Raw genomic sequence first — 18,772 nt, 5'->3', positions numbered from 1 at the left:
TTGCATCCAACGGGGATCCTGTGACCGCGCTCTCCCTGGGGTTGCGCCCTGGATTGTCGGAGCTGGTCCAGGCCCATCTGCCCGGATTGACGCGCCGGATCATCGGCGAGGAGGTCGAGCGTCTGCGCGCCGAGGCCTTTTCCGTGCCCGTGGAGCCAGCCTTGCTGGCCGAGGCGTTGCGGCAGGCCTTCGAACCTCTGGTGGAGCGGACCGCCCGCGAAACCGCCCGAATCATGTTGCGGGATATTCTTCCCGAGATGGCCGAACGATTGGTCCGCGAAGAGATCGCGCGAATTGGCCAATCGGATTGAGCGTCTTTCGATACTATTGTTCATGAACGCTTCGGAGAAATAGGATCATGGGTATGGTAAATCCCCGCCTGTCTGGAAAGAGCCTTCGCATGGCGCGCGCGTTGGGCGTGCCCAGTCTCTTGGCCCTGGCGTTGTTGCTGACTCCGTGTTCGGTTTTTGCGGCGGATCCCCCGGCCAAGGAGGCTCCGGCCAAGGAGGCTCCGGCCAAGAAGGAAACCGCCAAGGAGGCTCCGGCCAAGGAGGCCCCGGGCAAGAAGGAAACCGCCAAGGAGGCTCCGGCCAAGAAGGAAGCCGCCAAGGAGGCTCCGGCCAAGAAGGAAGCCGCCAAGGAGGCTCCGGCCAAGAAGGAAGCCGCCAAGGAGGCTCCCAAGGATGCGGCGGTCGAGGCGCTGCGTGCGGCCTCCGAGGCCGAGGCCAGGAAGGATCCCAAGGCGGTGGAGCTGTTCGTGAAGGCGGCGGGTCTGTCCGCCGAGGCCGGGCGTCAACCCGAGGTGGCGATGGCCAACGAGGCGATCGTGCGTCTGCGCGAGGCGCTGCCGGCCAAATACGACGAGAAGTTGGCCAGCGTGGCCGGTTTCGCTCCAGAGAAGATGATCGCCGCCCGTGCCTGGTCCGCCTTGAATCAGGAGGCTGCGGCGCTGATGGCGCGCGGCGATGCCAACGGCGCCCTGGAGCGGGCCGGAAAATCGGTGGAGATGGCCAAGAGCGAGTTCGGGGAGAAGCACTATACCGGGCTGGTGGCGTTGCGCGAGCGGGCGCTGTTGTTGTTCCAGATGGGGGTGGCTCCGGATGCCGCCGCCGGACTGGAAGCCGCCCATGCCCTGGGGGTGGAGATCCTGGGCGCCGATCACCCGGAGACCCTCAAGCTGCTCGGCCAGCAGGCCGACCTGCACGAGGCGGTCGGCAACATGGCCAAGGCCCTGGGGATTCGCGCGGCGGTGGTCAAGGGGTGGAGCGAGGCGGTCGGCGCGGATCATCCGGTGACCCTGGACAACGGTTTGGCCCTGGCGCGTCTGCACCTGAATGTCGGGGATGTGGCGTCGGCTCATAAGATTCTGACCGGCGCGTGTCCTTTGTATGAGAAGTCGCTGGGGAGCAACCATCCGCGTCTGGCCGACTGTCTGACCCTGACCGCCGCCACGCTGGCCCGCAAGGGGGATCTCAAGGGGGCCCTGGCGCTCTACGACCAGGCGGCGGGGATCCATCGGGTGGCGCTTCTGCCCACGGCTCCGAGCGCCTTGAGCGCCCGTGTCGAGGCGGCGGAGTTGATTCGCAAGGATGGTCGGTTCGACGAGGCCCGCAAGAGTCTGGAAGAGGTGATCGAGCTGGCGAAACGGGATCCGGCGGGGCAACAGGCGCTGCTCGATGCCCTGGGGGCGTTGGCGTCGGTGCATGAGGACGCCGCGGAGTACGACAAGGCGGAACCGCTGATTCTGGAGGTCTTGAAGGGCGAGGAGGCGCTTCTGGGGGTCGAGCATCCCAATTTGTTGGCCACCCGGAACCGTCTGGCCGGGGTCTACCGCCGCCAGGGGCGGCTGGCCGAGGCCGAACAGCTCTACGCCAAGGTGCTGGACGGCTACCGCAAGATCGTGGGCACCGAGCATCAGGCCTCGATCAACGTGATGAACAATCTTGGCCTGGTGCTCGAGAACGAGGGGCTCTTCGACGAGGCCGAGCCGTTGTTGCGCGCGGCGGTGATGGGGTCGAAGAAGGTCGCGGGGGAGGATCATCCCGAAACCCTGGCCACGCTGAACAATCTGGCCCTTCTGCACGAGAGCCAGGGCAACTTCGAGAAGGCCGAGCCCCTGTATCGCCAGGCGATCGTCTCTTCCGCCAAGACGCTCGGGGAGAAGCATCCGGACAGCGTGGCCTTCGTGAACAACCTGGCCTATCTGATGATGCTGCAACAGAACCACAAGGAGGCCGGACCGCTCTTCGAGAAGGTGCTGGCCCAGTGGAGCGAGCTGTACGGCGAGGGACATCAGAAAACCTTGAAGGCGATGAACAACCTGGCGCGGGTCAAGCACAAGCTCGGCGCCAGGGAGGAGGCGGAAGCGCTTTTCAAGAAGACGCTGGCCAAGCGTCAGGAGTCGCTCGGACCCAGGCACATGGACGTGGTGCGATCCATGCGCGACCTGGGGGCCCTGTATCTGGACATGGGACGCCTCAAGGAGGCCGAGGAGTTGTTGCGCGGCGCGCTGCAACTGGGCGAGGAGGTGCTCGGCAAGCAGCATCCGTACACCTTCGAGGCGCTCAACGCCCTGGCCGACGTGCTGGAAGCCAAGAAGGACGAACCTTCCCTCAAGGAGGCCTTCACGGTGCGGCGCGAGGGATTCGACCGGCGTACCGAGTTTTTGAACCGCATGCTGTGGGCCACGGGGGATAACGCCCGCGAGGGGTACATCCGGCTGCATCGCGAGGAGTTGAACACCTTCCTGAACCTGGTCACCCGTCAGGATGCCAAGGTGGGTGGCAAGGAGTTGATGGACATCGGCATGCAGCGCAAGGGAATGCTGCTCAAGGTGACCGCCGAGATGCGTCAGGTGGTGCAGTTGTCGAAGAATGCCCAGCTCGATGCGATCGGTCGGCGTTTGACCGCGGCGCGCAAGAAGTTGGCCGCCCTGACCCTCTCCGGTCCAACCCCCGAGACCAGGGATAGCCATCTCAAGACCCTCCACGAACTTGAGGATACCGTCGATCGTCTGCAACTCGAGCTGGGACGGGCCAGCAAGCGGTTCCGGCGTTCGGTGGACGCGGTGACGGTGGACAAACTGGTGGCCCATCTGCCCGAGGATGCGGTGCTGGTCGATTTTCTGATCTACGGCGATCAGGGCAAGAGCCGTCTTGTGGCCGGGGTGCTGCGGCGCGAGAAGGAGGGTCCGGTCTTCGACATGATCCCCTACCACAGCGACATGGAGACGATGCAAAAGGCGATCGTCGCCTATCGCACCTCGATCCAGGAGGAGGGCATCGAGGACGAGGAGTTGATCAAGGCCGGTCAGGAGACCTACGATCTGATCTGGGCGCCGCTCAAGAAGGCCCTCGGCGGTCGGGAGAAGGTCTATGTGGTGCCGGACGGGATGTTGAACATTCTCCCCTTCAACGCGCTGGCCGATGAGGATGGGAACTGGCTGGCCAAGACCCTGGATCTGCACATCCTTACCTCGAGCCGGGATCTGATCCCCTCGGAGATTCCGGCGGCCAAGGGCGGGTTGTTGATCCTGGCCGGACCGGATTACAACTCCGACAAGGTGGTGGAACGCGAGGTGATCGCCGAGATTGCCGGCAAGCGTTCGGCTGCCTCCGGCGAGGTCAAGGAGGGGATGCGCGCCTTTTCGAGCGGCATGCGCGGATTGCATTTCGATCCCCTGCCCGGCGCCGAAAAGGAGGGCAAGCTGATCATCAGCCAGGCCAAGGGGGTGGACGAAAAGAGGGAGAGCCGGATCTATCTCCAGAACGACGCCCAGGAGAAGGTGGTTCAGTCGATCGAGGAGCCGCCGGAGATGCTGCATGTGGCCACCCACGGCTTCTTCTTGAAGCCGGACGACAGCCTGCGCAAGCGTCTGCTCAAGATGCAGCGCGGCGGCGAGGTGCCTTTGCCGCCTCCGGGGGACAACCCGCTGCTGCGTTCTGGTCTTGCTTTTGCAGGTATCAACGGAAATGCCACTTATCTGGGTGAGATCGATACCCGAAATGATGGGGTATTGACCGCGCTTGAGGTGTTGGGGCTGGATCTCACCGGCACCCGCCTGACGGTGCTTTCCGCCTGCGAAACCGGTCTGGGCGAGATTCACGAGGGCGAGGGTGTGTATGGTCTGCGTCGCGCTTTCCAGGAGGCGGGTTCCGAAGCGGTGATCGCCTCGTTGTGGGAGGTGAGCGACGCGGGAACCCAGGCGTTGATGACCGGGCTTTACAAGCGCATGTTGCAGGGCATGAGCGCCCATGACGCACTGCGCGAGTCGCGTCTGGAGATGATCAACTCCCAGGAGTGGTCCTATCCGTATGTCTGGTCGGCATTCATGCTGGTGGGGAAATAGGGGCTGACGATCATCGAGTCGCCACGACGCCATCGGCGTCTTGTCGGTGCGTTTTGTCGGTGATTGAACGAGAAATGTCGGGCTGAAGGACCAACCGGGCATTCAATCTGGTGGGTAAACCGTAAGGAGAGAGCAGATCATGGCCAAGCGCATCGAAATGACCCCGTTTCGTCCCCTGGAGATCTTTTCGCACACCCTGCAACGGGCGCAGGAGGGGGTGCGGGTCGATGTTCCGGGCGATGAGATGTTGCTCAGGGCCGAATACATCCGCCATGGTCAGGATCTGCTGTTGCGCGGCACCGGCGAGCATGCCGGACAGACGATCCTGGTTCCTGGATATTTCCTGCTGGCCACCCCGCCGGATCTTTACACCGACGAAGGGGCGCGCATCACCGGCGACCTGGCGGTCCGTCTGGCCGGTCCGGTGGCTCCCGGCGTTTATGCCGAGGCGGCCCCAGGCGCGAGTCAGACCGGCATCGGCACGGTGGATACGGTCTCCGGCGAGGCCTCCATCATGCGCGGTGGGGTGAAGATTCCGGTCACCCAGGGCATGGCCCTGATGGAAGGGGATATCGTCCAGACCGGCGAGAAAGGGGCTGTCGGTCTGATCTACGCGGATAAATCCACCGTCGCCCTGGGCGACAACGGTCGTCTGGTGATCGAAAAGATGGAGTTCGATCCCGCCGCCGGAACCGGTAAATCCTCGACCAACGTGGTGCAGGGCGTCTTCAGCTTCACCAGTGGCGCGGTCGCCAAGATGGGACCGAACAACATGGTCTTCAAGACCCCGGTGGCCGAAATCGGCATCCGGGGCACCACGGTGGCCGGTCAGGCCCAGGCCGAGGGCAAGGAGAACACCATCACCCTGTTGCAGGATGCCGATGGTGGCGTGGGTCAGATCTCGGTCACCAACGCGGCGGGTACCCAACTGCTCAATCAAATCAATCAGACCACCGCGATCAAGAGCTTCAACGTGGCGCCGCCCCAGCCGTTCATCATGCCCGCCAATCAGATCGCGCAACGGTACGGTTCGGCCACCAAGGCACTGCCGCCGCCACAGCAGATCCCGACCTTCAAGGGCGATCCGCGTCACGCCCAGGATGCCAAGAAGGAGGGCGAGAAGAAGGAAGGCGAGAAGAAGGAAGGTGAAAAGAAGGAAGGCGAGGGCGAGAAGAAGGAAGGCGAGAAGAAGGAAGGCGAGGGCGAGAAGAAGGAAGGCGAGAAGAAGGAAGGCGAGGGCAAGGAGAAAGAAGGCGAGAAGAAAGAAGGCGAGAAGAAGGAAGGCGAGAAAAAAGAGGGCGAGGCCGAGAAGAAGGATGCCGAGAAAAAGGATGTCGAAGCCAAGGTCGCCGCCGACAGCAAGGAGAGCGAACCCAAGACGAGCGCCGAGGCTGCCCAGGATGTCAAGGCTGCCCAGGATGTCAAGTCTGCCCAGGTGATCGCCCAGATCTTCGGTGCGCAAAAGGATACCACGCTGGTCGGCAACTCCATGCCTCTGGTCAACTCCGAGGTGAGTTCCTCCGCGCTGCAAAAGGATCTCGCGGACAAGGGGATCGCCTCTTCCAGTGGCAAGAGCATCGAGTTGCTCGTCAGCCAGACTGCCAAGGATGGAAGCGAGATCCTCTCGAACAGCGTCACCAATATGCTGACGGACAGCACCAAGGCGATTCTGAACTCCAGTGACCTCACCCAGGTCGTCAGCCAGGGTACCAAGTCGCTGACAAGTTCCTCTCAGACCGAGATTCTCAAGACGGTCTCGCAAACGCAAACGGTGGTTGTCGAAACCAATACCACCACAACCACGACTCCGGTCGTGACGGCTCGCTCTTTCAAGGTCGCGGACGATTACCTGGTCGGCGCGCGGGTCTATGTGGACGCCAATGGGGACGGCGTGGCCCAGACCGGCGAATTCGTCGGTCTGACCGGCGCGGGTGGCGCGATCAACTTTACCAGCACGTTGCAGGGAGACCTCATCGTCGAGGGTGGCACGGAGGAGAAGACCGGCGTTGCCAACACCATGATCCTCAAGGCGCCCGTCGGCGCACTGATCGTCAATCCGCTCACCACGCTGGTGCAGGAGTATCTGGAGCGGCATGAAAATGCCACTTTGGCGGATGCCAAGTCGATGATCCGAAACACCTTCGGGCTGTCGGACGTCGATCTGTCCACCTTCGATCCCCTGGCCAACCCGACCAGCAGCGCCGCTCTCGCCATGCAGAAGGTGATCACCCAGATCGGCACGATCATGCACTATGTCAAGCCCGGCAAGTTCGCGGACGCCATGGGTGCGTTGATGGGGAACATTGAGGCGCACGGCTCGGGTCATTTGGATCTCGGGGACAGCGCGACCCTGGCGAATCTGTTGAACTCCGGGGGGTTGATCGATCCCAACGACCTGACCAAGATCGTCGCGATCAACGACAAGATCAAGTCTTCCGCCTCCATGGACGGGTTGGGCAACGAGGCTCCGACCGGCCTAGTGACGATTGCCGGCAGCGCCATGGAGGATGCGACCCTCACCGTTTCCAACACCTTGAGCGATGCCGACGGCATCGCGGGCGACATTTCCTATCAATGGCTGGCCGATGGGGTGGTCATTTCGGGCGCGACCACGAATCAGTTCATCCTGACCCAGGCGCAGGTGGGCAAGGCGATCACGGTCAAGGCGAGCTACACCGACGATCGCGGCAAGGTCGAAACCAAGGTCAGTGCCGCCACCGAGAAGGTGGACAATGTCAACGACCCGTCCATGGGCACGGTCTATTTGAAGGATTACGCCACCCAGGGGACCATCGGCAACCAGACCGTCGTCAAGGAGGGTCAGACGTTGCAGGCCGCGGTTTCCGTCCTGGCCGACGAGGACGGGGTGGGAACGCTGCACTACCAGTGGTTCTCCGATGGCCATGCGATCGCCAACGCCACGGGCTCCGCCTTCACCTTGCGCGAGGCCGACGTGGGCCGGAAGATCTCGGTGCAGGTGAGCTTCCACGATGGGTACAACCATGAGGAGATCTTGCCGGTTTCCGCCGAAACGCGCACCGTGGCCTCCTTGAATCCGAATCTCAACGGCAAGGTGTCGATCGTTCAGACCACGCCGCAGTATGCCTCGGATGTCGATGTTGTCAGTTCCGAGTGGTCGATCAGCCTCTGGTCCGCGAAGCAGGCCCTGGGCGCGCCGGATACCACCGCCTATGGCGACTTCTCCACCGCCTGGGCGCCGGGTCACATGAACTCCCAGGATGAAGATTCCCTTTCGGTGCTCTTCGACACCCCGGTGCATGCCAACGGCGTGACCATTCACGAAACCTGGGGCAATGGCTTCGTCACGGCCATCGACCTGTTGGATCTCCAGGGGGAGTGGCATCAGGTCTGGACCGGCATGGACACCAGCCAACCGGGTGAGGTGGCTGAGTTCGATGTGGCGTGGCAGACCACCGAGTATGCGGTGAACGGCTTGCGGGTGCATGTCGATACCGAACACGACATGGCGACCTACGAGGCCATCGACGCGATCCAACTGCATGGCGGCGTGACCACCTTCCAGACCCTGACCGCGCACATCGACGACGCGGACGAGGTTTACGGCAACGTCAGCTATCAATGGTATGCCGACGGCAGCGCGATCGCGGGGGCCACGGGTCAGAGTTTCACCGTGCGCCAGGCCGATCTGGGCAAGGCAATCACGGTGCGCGCCAGCTATCTGGATGGGGAGAACAACGCCGAAAATCCGCTCAGCGCGTCCACGTCGGTGGTGGTTTCCGGAGAGAACCAGAGCCCGGTGATCACCAACTCCTCGTATGTCACGGTCAACGAGAACGCTTCGAGTTATGTGTTGACCGCCCAGGGCACGGATCCGGAAGGGGGAACGCTTACTTGGTCGTTGTCGGGCGTGGATGCGGGGCTGTTTGATCTGAACACCTCGGGTGTGCTGTCTTTCAAGGTGGTGCCGGACTATGAGCATCCGGCTGATGGCGACCGCAACAACACCTATCAGATCACCCTGACCGCCACGGATCATCAGGGTGCGGAGAGCGCCCGGTCGATCAACGTGTATGTGGCCAACCTCAGCGACACCCCCAACAGCACCCTGACCATTCTCGAACTCACCCAGCATGCCAGCGCGGTGGAAGGGCAAAGCAGCGAGTATCATGCCACCGGGAGTTGGTCCGCCGAGCAGGTGTTGGGCCTGCCTGATACTTTTGATTATGGGGACATCAGCACCTCCTGGGCCCCTGCTGGCATGAACGGCAACGACGAGTACCTGTGGGTGTCGTTCGATACCCCCGTGCATGCCACCGGGGCCACGATCCGCGAGACATGGGGGAACGGATTCGTCACCGGGATCGATTTGCAGGATACGGATGGCATCTGGCATTACGATGTCTGGACCGGCACGGATCCGAGTCTGTCGGGCAGCCCGGTCGATTTCACCGTGCATTGGGATGCCACCGGGTATCTGGTTCAGGCGCTCAACGTGCATGTGGATACCGACCATGATCCGTCTGCCTGGGAGGAGATCGATGCGATCCAGTTGCACTCCGCGCCGCTCGTGGGGCAGACCCTGACGACGCAGTTGCACGACGCGAATGGCACGCCGAGCGGCGTTCAATACCAGTGGTATGCGGATGGCGTGGCCATCGCCGGGGCCAATGGCGCGACTTTCGAGCTGGCCTCGGCCCAGGCGGGCAAGGCGATCACGGTCCAGGCGACCTATACCGAGAGTGGCGGGATCCATTCGGTTGCGACCAGCGTGGGCACCTCGCCGGTGACGAACGTCACCGGTACGTTCACGGCCAACAATCTCAATCTGGCTGAGAGCTTCACCGAGGATGACGAATCGGTGGCCTTGAACGACATCGTGATCACCGATGCCGATCCGCTCGCGACCTTCACCGCCACCCTGACCCTCTCCGACTCGCGCGTCGGGTCGTTGGGCACTGGCACGATCCACGGTGTCACCTCGCATTTCAACGGTCTGACCTGGATGGTCACCGGCGATGCGGCGACGGTGAATGCCCATCTGGCCGAGGTCGAATATCTGCCGGCGAACAACTGGAATCAAAATTTTTCCATTCTGACCTCGGTTTCCAACAATCTTGGTTTTCTGGCGACCGGTTCCAAGGCGATTGCCGGAACCGCGCTCGATGATCTGCCTGTCGTCACCAATCTCGGCGCCTCGGTGGGCCTGGGATCGAATGCGACGCAGTTCGATCTGCCGAATCTGTTCATCACCGATCTCGACAGCACCAGCGTGACGGTGACCTTGACCCTGCCGGGCAGCGTGACCGGCACCTTCTCCACAGCCACCGCCGGAACCGGGACGACCGCCGTCACTTCGACCTTTGCGGATGGTGTCTGGCACGCGAGCGGCGACATCGCCCATGTCAACACCCTGTTGGCCGGGGTCGCCCTCACCCTGAGCAGCGCGCCCAACAGCGACACCACGCTTCCCATCGCCGTGTCGGTGAACGATGGCCAGGTCACGGGATCGCTCTATCTGCGCGGCGCGATCATCGGCACCTATCACAACGATCTGCTGGAAGCCCCGGATGGCACGGGGTGGGTGTTGCGTGGCATGGACGGGAACGACACCCTGCTCGGCGCCAGCGGCAACGATACCCTGGAGGGCAGCTACGGCAACGATATCCTGGATGGTGGCGCCGGGACGGATATCTTGCAGGGTGGGTACTCCACCTCGACCTCTTCCAGTTCCGATTATGGTCGCGATCTGTTCGTGATCGGGCCAAGCAGCGAGGGTGCGGATCTGGCCAAGGCTGACACGATCCAGGATTTCCACCACACCGATTCCTGGATCGAATGGTCGAGCGTCGGCTGGAATGGTGGCGACCGGATCGGTCTGAAGGGAACTCTGAACTTCAACGACATCGGTTGGGAGCAGGGTTCCGGCATTTACGCGCAAGATACGATCATCCGTCTCACGGCCAACCACGATCCGCTGGCGATTCTCAAGGGCGTGTCGGCATCCAACCTGACCGCGCAACATTTCGTCCACATGAGCGCCACCGAGCGGACCCTGACCGGCACGGCGGGCAACGACGGACTGGTGGGCGGCATGGGGAACGATACCATCAGCAGCATCGGAGGCAGCGACACCATTCAGGGCGGCGGCGGAAACGACCGGATCGTGGTCTCCGGCAAGAGCGGCGCGTTCGTGGATCGCATCGACGGTGGCGACGGACAGGATACGCTTGCCATCCAATATGGTGCGATTCAGGGTCTCGACGCTTTCGTCACCCGTGGTTTCACCAACGGTACCCATACCTGGACCGATGCCAGTGGCGGCCAACTGGTTTTCAGGGATATCGAAACCGTTGAATTCGCGGATGCCAGCTACCATCTGGTGATGAGCAACCCGAATGATGATGTGAGCTATCTGTCTGGCGGGTACTATTTTTACTCGACCGACACGATGGAGGTGCGTTTGTTCGAGGGGCCGGACAACGGCTACGACAACAACGTCGTGGATGCCTCCGTGCTCTTCGAGGGGGTATCGGGTGGGGTCACGATCACCGGAACCGGTACGACCAACGATCTGATCGCAGGCACGACATTCGCGGATCGCATCGAAAGCGGCAGCGGCGATGATTTCGTCCGCTCCGGTGGTGGCGCCGATACCGTGCTGCTGGGCGCGGGTCGGGATGTGCTCTATCTGGAGGGTGCGGCGCGTCACGAAACCTTGCTTGATGGTGGCGATGGCAACGACTGGCTCCACTTCGGGTTCAAGGACCAGATGATCCCGCAAACCTTCTCCTTGGCCCAGGCCAAGCTGAGCGGGCTGGTGGTGAATTTCGAGAATCTTTTCGGCGGGGATGGCATCGATCATCTGAGTGGCGACGAGGGGGCCAATGAGATCCGTGGCGGTGGGAGCTCCGATCATCTGTACGGCGGGGCCGGAGACGATACCCTCTACGGCGATCAAGGACCGACCAGTTCGGGATCGAACTATCTGGATTATTACAACCTCTCCTATTGGGGTGCCGGCAGCGGCGACGATACCCTCGAGGGTGGTTTGGGCAACGATACCCTGACAGGCGGTTACGGGGCGGATACCTTCGTTGTCGGTTCGGACGTGATCCAGATCGTCAACGGCGTCACCACCATCGGCGGTATGGACACGATCAGCGATTTCGATGCCACGCAGGATGTCATCGACGTGCGTGGTCTGTTGACCGGACTCGGTTACACCGGCGCGCATCCGATCACCGATGGCTGGTTGCAACTGGTGCAGTCGGGATCGAACGTCCTGGTGCAGGTGGATGTGAATGGCGCGACCCTGGGCGCATTCGACGCCCCCAGCACCTACACCCTGTTCACGGTCAACAATGTCCAGACCACGGCGCTGGATGGTCGCATTCTCCCCGGTGTGGGCAATCAGACCCTGACCGGCGATTCCGCCAACAATACCCTTACCGGTGGCATCGGCAACGACCGGCTGGAGGGGCTGGATGGATACGACCAGCTCACGGGTGGGTATGGGGATGATATCCTGATCGGTGGCGACGGATACGATCACAGCTCCTACGGCGGCGGATTGTACGGTGGACCGGGCAACGATCAACTGTATGGCGGAAACGGCACGGATTCGTTGTCTGGCGGTTCCGGCGACGATCTTTTGGATGGGGGTCAGGACGGTTCGTCGGATTACCTGAATGGCGATGAAGGGAACGACACCCTGGTCGGCAAGGGGACGCTCACCGGTGGCGACGGGGATGATTATCTCCGTGGCAGTGGTTCGTTGTATGGTCAGAACGGCAATGACGAGCTGTATGGTTTGGCCACCAACGATGTCTTGTACGGCGGTGCGGGGTCGGACCTGTTGCATGGGGGCGCGGGCAACGATACCTTCGTGATCGACGGTTCGGAGATCCGATACGATTATTATTACGATGTCCAGGGCAACAGTCACACGCGTTATGTGCTGTTGGGCAGCGATCGGATCGTGGATTTCAATCCAGCCGAGGATACCCTGAATCTCGTCAATCTGTTGTTTTACACCCTCTCCTATTCCGGCAGCGATCCGTTTGGTGATGATTGGCTTCTGGCCGAGCAGGTGGGTGACGATACCGTGATCCGGATCGATCTGACCCAGACTGGCCATGTAAACGCCTCCTCCCAGATTCTCGTGACCCTGGAGGGGGTACAGGTCGATGCGTTGATCAACGGGGTCCAACCGGCTGGAATCGTCATGGATCGGACGATCCAGGGAACCTCCGCCAATGAAACCTTGAATGGCGGCGCGGGGCTTGATCATCTTCATGGTTCAAGCGGGGACGATACCTTGAATGGCAAGGCCGGTGATGACCATCTGGCGGGCGATTCCGGGAACGATACCCTGTTGGGTGAGGATGGCAACGATACGCTGTCGGGTGGTTTTGGACGCGACTCCCTGTATGGCGGCAACGGCAACGATGCGCTGGATGGCGGCGGTCTGGACCTGGATGGCGATTATTATGACTTTGGAGGGTATTATTATTATGATCGTTTGCATGGCGACGCCGGCGATGACACCCTCACCGGTTTTGGCGAGATGTATGGCGGGGAAGGCAACGATCATCTGACCGGGATGGGGCAGATGTGGGGTGGCGAGGGGAACGATGTCATCTCCGGCAATGGATACCTGTATGGCGAGGCGGGAATCGATACCCTGACCGGTGGGTCTGGAGACGATTATTTGAGCGGTGGAGCCCGTTCCGACACCCTGACCGGTGGCGCGGGATCGGATCTGTTCCTGTTCGACAACCAAACCATCACCAGGGTCTGGAACCAAGATCTCAACAAATACGAGTTCCTGTCGGGAGATGCGGATCTCATCACCGACTTTTCCGCCGAGGACCACCTGGATTTCTCCGGCATGCTCGGCGAGGTCGGTTATTCAGGCAGCTATTACAACTATTACTACAGCATGGGGAATTACTATTACGGTTATTATTCCAGCGGCTACAGCGGCAATCCGTTTGGGGACGGCTGGCTGAAAGCCGAACAGGTCGGCAATGACGTGGTGATCCGGCTGGATACCACCGGGATGGGGAATTTCGGTGCCGGATCCATCGAGGTGGTCACGTTGCAGGGTATCACGGTGGCGATGCTGAACGACAACATCTTCCCCGGTGGTCCGGAGGTGGCGTTGGCGCTCGATGGCACGAACGGGAACGACACCCTGTTGGGCAACACCGGTGACGATACCCTGAATGGCTTCTCGGGCAACGACACCCTGGTGGGTGGTTTCGGAGACGATCACCTCTTCGGTGGCGCGAATCAGGATACCATCTACGGCGGTCCGGGCGATGATGAGCTTGCCGGCGGCCTGGACGATGGCAGCACGAATTACCTGTACGGCGAGGCGGGCAACGATGCCCTGTCCGGTCGCGGCATGTTGTACGGTGGCCTGGGCACCGACACGATTACCGGTGCGGGCACGCTCTACGGAGACGATGGTAACGGGGGAGGCGGTGCCGAGGATTGGGATATGATCACCGGCAGCGGCACTCTGTATGGTGAGGGCGGGGATGACATCCTGACCGGTCTGGGCGGGGATGATCAGTTGTATGGCGGGAACGGTCTCGACACCCTGGTGGGTGGCGCAGGCAACGATCGGCTCAATGGGGGCGCCGGCGCGGACAACCTGACCGGTGGCACGGGTGCCGACACGTTCGTGTTCGACTCCAGCGGACTCGTCAGTTCCAATGGCGTGAAGGTTTCCAATGGCACGGATACGATCACCGATTTCGCCCTGGGCGACAAGCTCGATTTCACCTATGCGTTGTCTTATGCCGGATATTCCGGTTCCAATCCGTTCGGCGACGGCTGGCTGGTGGCCACCGATGTGGCTGGCGATGTGGTGATCAACATGAAGGGCGGGGCAGGCTCCACCGAGTTTTCCACCCTGGTCATCCTGGAGAATGCCACCCTGGATCTGCTGTGGAACGCGGTCACGCCCGGCGGTCCGTCGGTCGCCCTTTCCATCGAGGGGAACGGGCTTGCCAACACTCTGTACGGCGGATCCTGGGACGATACCCTGTTCGGTCTGGCGGGGGGCGATACCCTGTTCGGCTATGCGGGCAACGACACCCTGCATGGCGGATCGGGCATGGACTACCTGTATGGGGATGTGGGTGACGATGTTCTGTATACCGGATCGTCGATAGCCGATGTTTTTTGGTATCAGGATTATGCTTACGGAGAGGGCGGCAACGACACCCTGTATGGGTGGGGTCTGGATGGGACCATCGGCAGTGTGCAGGTTGGGTTGTATGGTGGTGACGGCAACGATGGTCTCTGGGGGATCGGTTCTCTCAACGGGGAGGGCGGGAACGACACCCTGATCGGCTCTTCCGGCGCGTATGGCAGCTTTGACGGCGGCGATGGCAACGATCAGATTTCCGGTACGGGGGTTTTGCGGGGTGGACGGGGGGACGATACCCTCATCGGCCAGAACGGCGATGATGCGCTCTATTTTGGGGCCGGTACCGACATCCTGACGGGTGGAGCCGGCGCGGATACCTTTATTCTGGGTGAGAATCCGTTTACCGGATCCGGCGCGTCGAGCGTGGTGGATGGCATCGACACCATCACCGATTTTGGGGTGGGCGATTCGATTGAGGTGTCGAACGCCCTGTATTCGGCTTGGTATTACGGCTCGGATCCGATTGCGGACGGGTGGTTGTATGCGGTTGAGGACGGCTCGAACACCCTGGTCTTGATCGATGTGGATGGGGGTGGCAACTCCTGGCAGACGCTGTTGAACCTGCAGGGGGTTCGGTTCGCGGATCTGGATGTTTCGGCGATCCAATCCCGTGTGTTGAAGCATGCGGCTGGGGACGGCACGGAGCTTAACAACGTTCTGACCGGCACGACCGGTGACGATACGGCGCATGGGGGGGCGCGCAACGATACCCTGTCCGGTGGCGATGGCAACGACACCCTGTATGGGGATTCCGGAAGCGATACGCTCAACGGCCAGATCGGCATGGATACGCTGTATGGCGGCTATGGCGCGGATACCCTTGATGGCGGGGATGGCCATGACCGGCTCGTCGGTTTCACCGACTTCACCACCTCCGACATCGGTCTGGCGATCGGGGATGGCAGCCGGGATACCCTGCGTGGTCAGGGTGGGGATGACGAGATGGTGGGTCTGGGCGACCTGTATGGCGGGGCCGGGAATGATGTCATCTTCGGTGGCGGCTACCTGAATGGTGACGAGGGCGACGATCAGATCACCGGCCTTGGCACCCTTGTCGGCGGCGCCGGAAACGATACCCTGACCGGCCTGAATGGGGATGATTTGCTCTCGGGTGGCGCCGGTTCGGACAACCTGACCGGCGGCGCGGGCGCGGATCTTTTCAAGCTCGATTTCGACAGCGTGATCACGGTCAATGGCGTCAAGAGCGTGGATGGCAGCGACATGATCCACGACTTTTCACGCGCGGATGGGGATCGTCTGGAGATTTCGGGTGTTTTGTCGGCCTTGGGGTATGCCGGCTTCGATCCCGTGGGGGACGGCTGGATTCAACTTGCCGAGCAGGAGGTTGCGGGCTTTTCGGGACCGACGCGCACCGATTTGCAGATCCGTTTGGATGGCAATGGGGGCGGCGATGATTTCTCCACGGTGTTGGTGACCTTGAAGGGGGTGACGCTCTCCACCTTCACCGGCTATGCCGGGACGAGCGGGGATGACGAGTTGCACGGGACCTTCGCCAATGATTCCATGGCCGGTAACGAGGGGACGGATTATCTGTATGGCGGTGGCGGTGGCGATCAGGTGAGCGGTGGCGCCGGCAACGATTCGCTGTATGGTGAAGCCGGCGACGACAACCTCGAGGGCGGCTTCGGCAACGACTACCTGGTGGGTGGCGCGGGGAATGATCGCTTGTCCGGCGGGGTCTACACCAACGACGATACGTTGTATGGCGAGGATGGGGACGACTATCTGACCGGACACGGTTACCTGAACGGCGGCAATGGGAATGATCAACTCTCCGGCATCGGTCAATTGCACGGCGATGCCGGCAACGACACGCTGGTCGGGACCGGCACCCTGCATGGCGATGCGGGAGACGATCACCTCACGGGTCTGGAAGGGAACGATCTTTTGTATGGCGATCGGGGATCGGACATCCTGACCGGCGGTGCGGGGGATGACACGTTCATCATCGACTATGATGTCCGATATTGGGATACCGCGTATCGTGTGGATGGCACGGATACCATTACCGATTTCTCTGCCGGGGACAAGTTGGATATTTCCGGGTTGTTGGGGTATTACGGCTATGGTTATTCTGGTCAGGATCCGATCGCCGAGGGTTGGATCCAGGTGACCCGCGACGAGACCACCCAGGATGTGACGGTGAAATTGGATACGACCGGATCGGGTGATTTCACCAACGCCATCACCCTGGTGGTTCTGCTCGACGCCAATCTCATCGATCTGGCCTCCGGCATGTTGCCAATCGGTCCGGCGATTGCCCAGACGATCACGGGTGACGACGGCATGGATCGTTTGAACGGCGGCAGCGGCAACGACACGATTCACGGCATGGGTGGAATCGATACCCTGTATGGCGGTGCCGGTGACGATATCATCCATGGCGGGTCGAACATCTACTACAGCTACTCCTATTATGAGAGCGAGAAACTCTACGGCGATGCCGGCAACGACACGCTGTATGGCGAGGAGGGGCAGGACGAACTGCGGGGTGGGACCGGCAACGACCATCTGTTTGGCGGCAACGACGGCAGTTGGGACTATCTGTATGGCGAGGCTGGCAACGACGAACTGGTGGGTCGCGGATCGCTTTATGGCGGCGAGGGTGACGACATCCTGAGCGGGTCCGGCTACCTGGAAGGTGGCAATGGGCATGATACGATCAGCGGCAGTGGTCGTCTGGAAGGTTCCGCAGGCAACGATATCCTGACCGGTCTGGAAGGCGACGACGTGTTTTATGGTGGCGTCGGGGATGATGTGATGACCGGTGGCGCGGGCGCGGATCGTTTCGTGTTTGACAGCGCGATCCTGGAATATACGGGATATGCCAACGGTCGTTATCTCTATGCATTGGCCGGCGCCAATCAAGTCGGGTATCAGGGGGATCGCATCCTTGATTTCCAGGCTGGTGACACGTTGGATTTTTCCAATATCCTGCATTATATGGGCTACAGCTATTATGCCACCAATCCCTTTGGCGATGGTTGGTTGCAAGCTGTGCAGAATGGCATGGATGTCGAGATCCATCTGGGTCCGATGGCCAAAGAGGGTGTATCCGGCTTTGGCGATCTGATCGTCACGCTGGAGGATGCCACGCTGGATCTGCTGATCGACGGCGTTCTGCCTGGCGGTTTGCAGATGACCTTCAGTCAAACCGCATTGAATAACGATTTTGAGGGTAACCAGTTCAACACCATCTACCATTGGGATCAGTCGGACGGCACCTTCGGCGGCATGGATGCGATTCGGGATGCCGGCGGGCAGGATCAACTGCTTTTTGGCAACCTGCATGACGTGGCGATTCGCGTGGCCCAGGCTTCCACCGATACCACCGGCGCCGATCCCTTGTCGGTGGATATCGATCATGGCGTGGTGGACACTCAAACCGGTGGGCTGGATCTGACCTTCGATACCTTGGAGTCTCACATTGCGCTGGCACGCGATATCGAGACGGTCGCGGCCACCGACGGGGCTTTGACCTCCACCTCCTCCACGACGCCAGCGGTGGATCTGCACCCCGTGCTGGAAGGGACGGACGCGGAGAACATCGATGCCACCCATGCGGCCTATATTGTGGCCGGCAATGCCTTGAACAACGTGATCGACCTGAGTGGTTTGAGCGACGCCACGCGGACTTTGGTGTTCGGTGGCGATGGAAACGACAGCATCGTGGGTGCGAGCGGTTCGGATGCGCTGGTGGGTGGCAAGGGGAACGACATCCTGACCGGTGGCGCGGGCCAGGATATCCTGACCGGTGGCGATGGGGCGGATGGCTTCGTGTATGCCAATGCGGGTGAGGGTTCCCTGACGTTTGCCAAGGCGGACATCATCACCGACTTCACGCCGTTGCAGGACAAGATCCTGCTTGGTGGCGGATTCAATCCCCAGGCCGGCTATGTGGAGCTTTCCTTCGAGGCCAATTCGTTGGCCGGTCTCCAGACCGCCATGGAGGGTGGCGTTCTGGATGCCCTGGCCAGGGATGCCGGTATTGCGGATGGAACAAACTATTTTGCTTTCCTGAGCTTTACCGATAAGGATGGTGGAACCGAGAGTGGTAACTATCTGGTGTATGACACCGACGCCGCCACGAGCGGAAACATGACGGTGCTGGCGGAACTCGAGCATGTGAACGCCAACCATTTCGGACACGCGGATCTGGTGCACCCGGTCTGATTCGTTGAATGACCTCTTGTCCGGCC

General features: G+C 61.3%; 3 protein-coding genes. All 3 read left to right on the top strand.

Annotated elements, in window-relative coordinates; translation table 11 throughout:
• The first annotated feature begins 20 nt into the window (after nt 1–20).
• The 3 genes from ACOY6C_RS09180 to ACOY6C_RS09170 all read left to right on the top strand — a co-directional run bounded on the left by ACOY6C_RS09180 (nt 21) and on the right by ACOY6C_RS09170 (nt 18,746).
• On the top strand, nt 21–311 hold the full coding sequence (locus ACOY6C_RS09180; RefSeq protein ID WP_420905172.1) for a hypothetical protein: 291 nt from the start codon (nt 21–23) through the stop codon (nt 309–311).
• An 89-nt stretch (nt 312–400) separates the two neighbouring features.
• On the top strand, nt 401–4,348 hold the full coding sequence (locus tag ACOY6C_RS09175) for a CHAT domain-containing tetratricopeptide repeat protein (RefSeq protein WP_420905171.1): 3,948 nt from the start codon (nt 401–403) through the stop codon (nt 4,346–4,348).
• Nucleotides 4,349–4,487: 139 nt separating this feature from the next.
• Nucleotides 4,488–18,746 (top strand): type I secretion C-terminal target domain-containing protein, encoded by a 14,259-nt coding sequence (locus ACOY6C_RS09170; RefSeq protein ID WP_420905170.1) that lies wholly within the window; start codon nt 4,488–4,490, stop codon nt 18,744–18,746.
• Nucleotides 18,747–18,772 lie beyond the last annotated feature (26 nt).

It is taken from the genome of Candidatus Magnetaquiglobus chichijimensis (assembly GCF_045865675.1).
Lineage (GTDB): Bacteria > Pseudomonadota > Magnetococcia > Magnetococcales > Magnetaquicoccaceae > Magnetaquiglobus > Magnetaquiglobus chichijimensis.
Note: the sequence above shows the minus strand (reverse complement) of the source record. Positions and strands in the feature narration are given on the sequence as shown.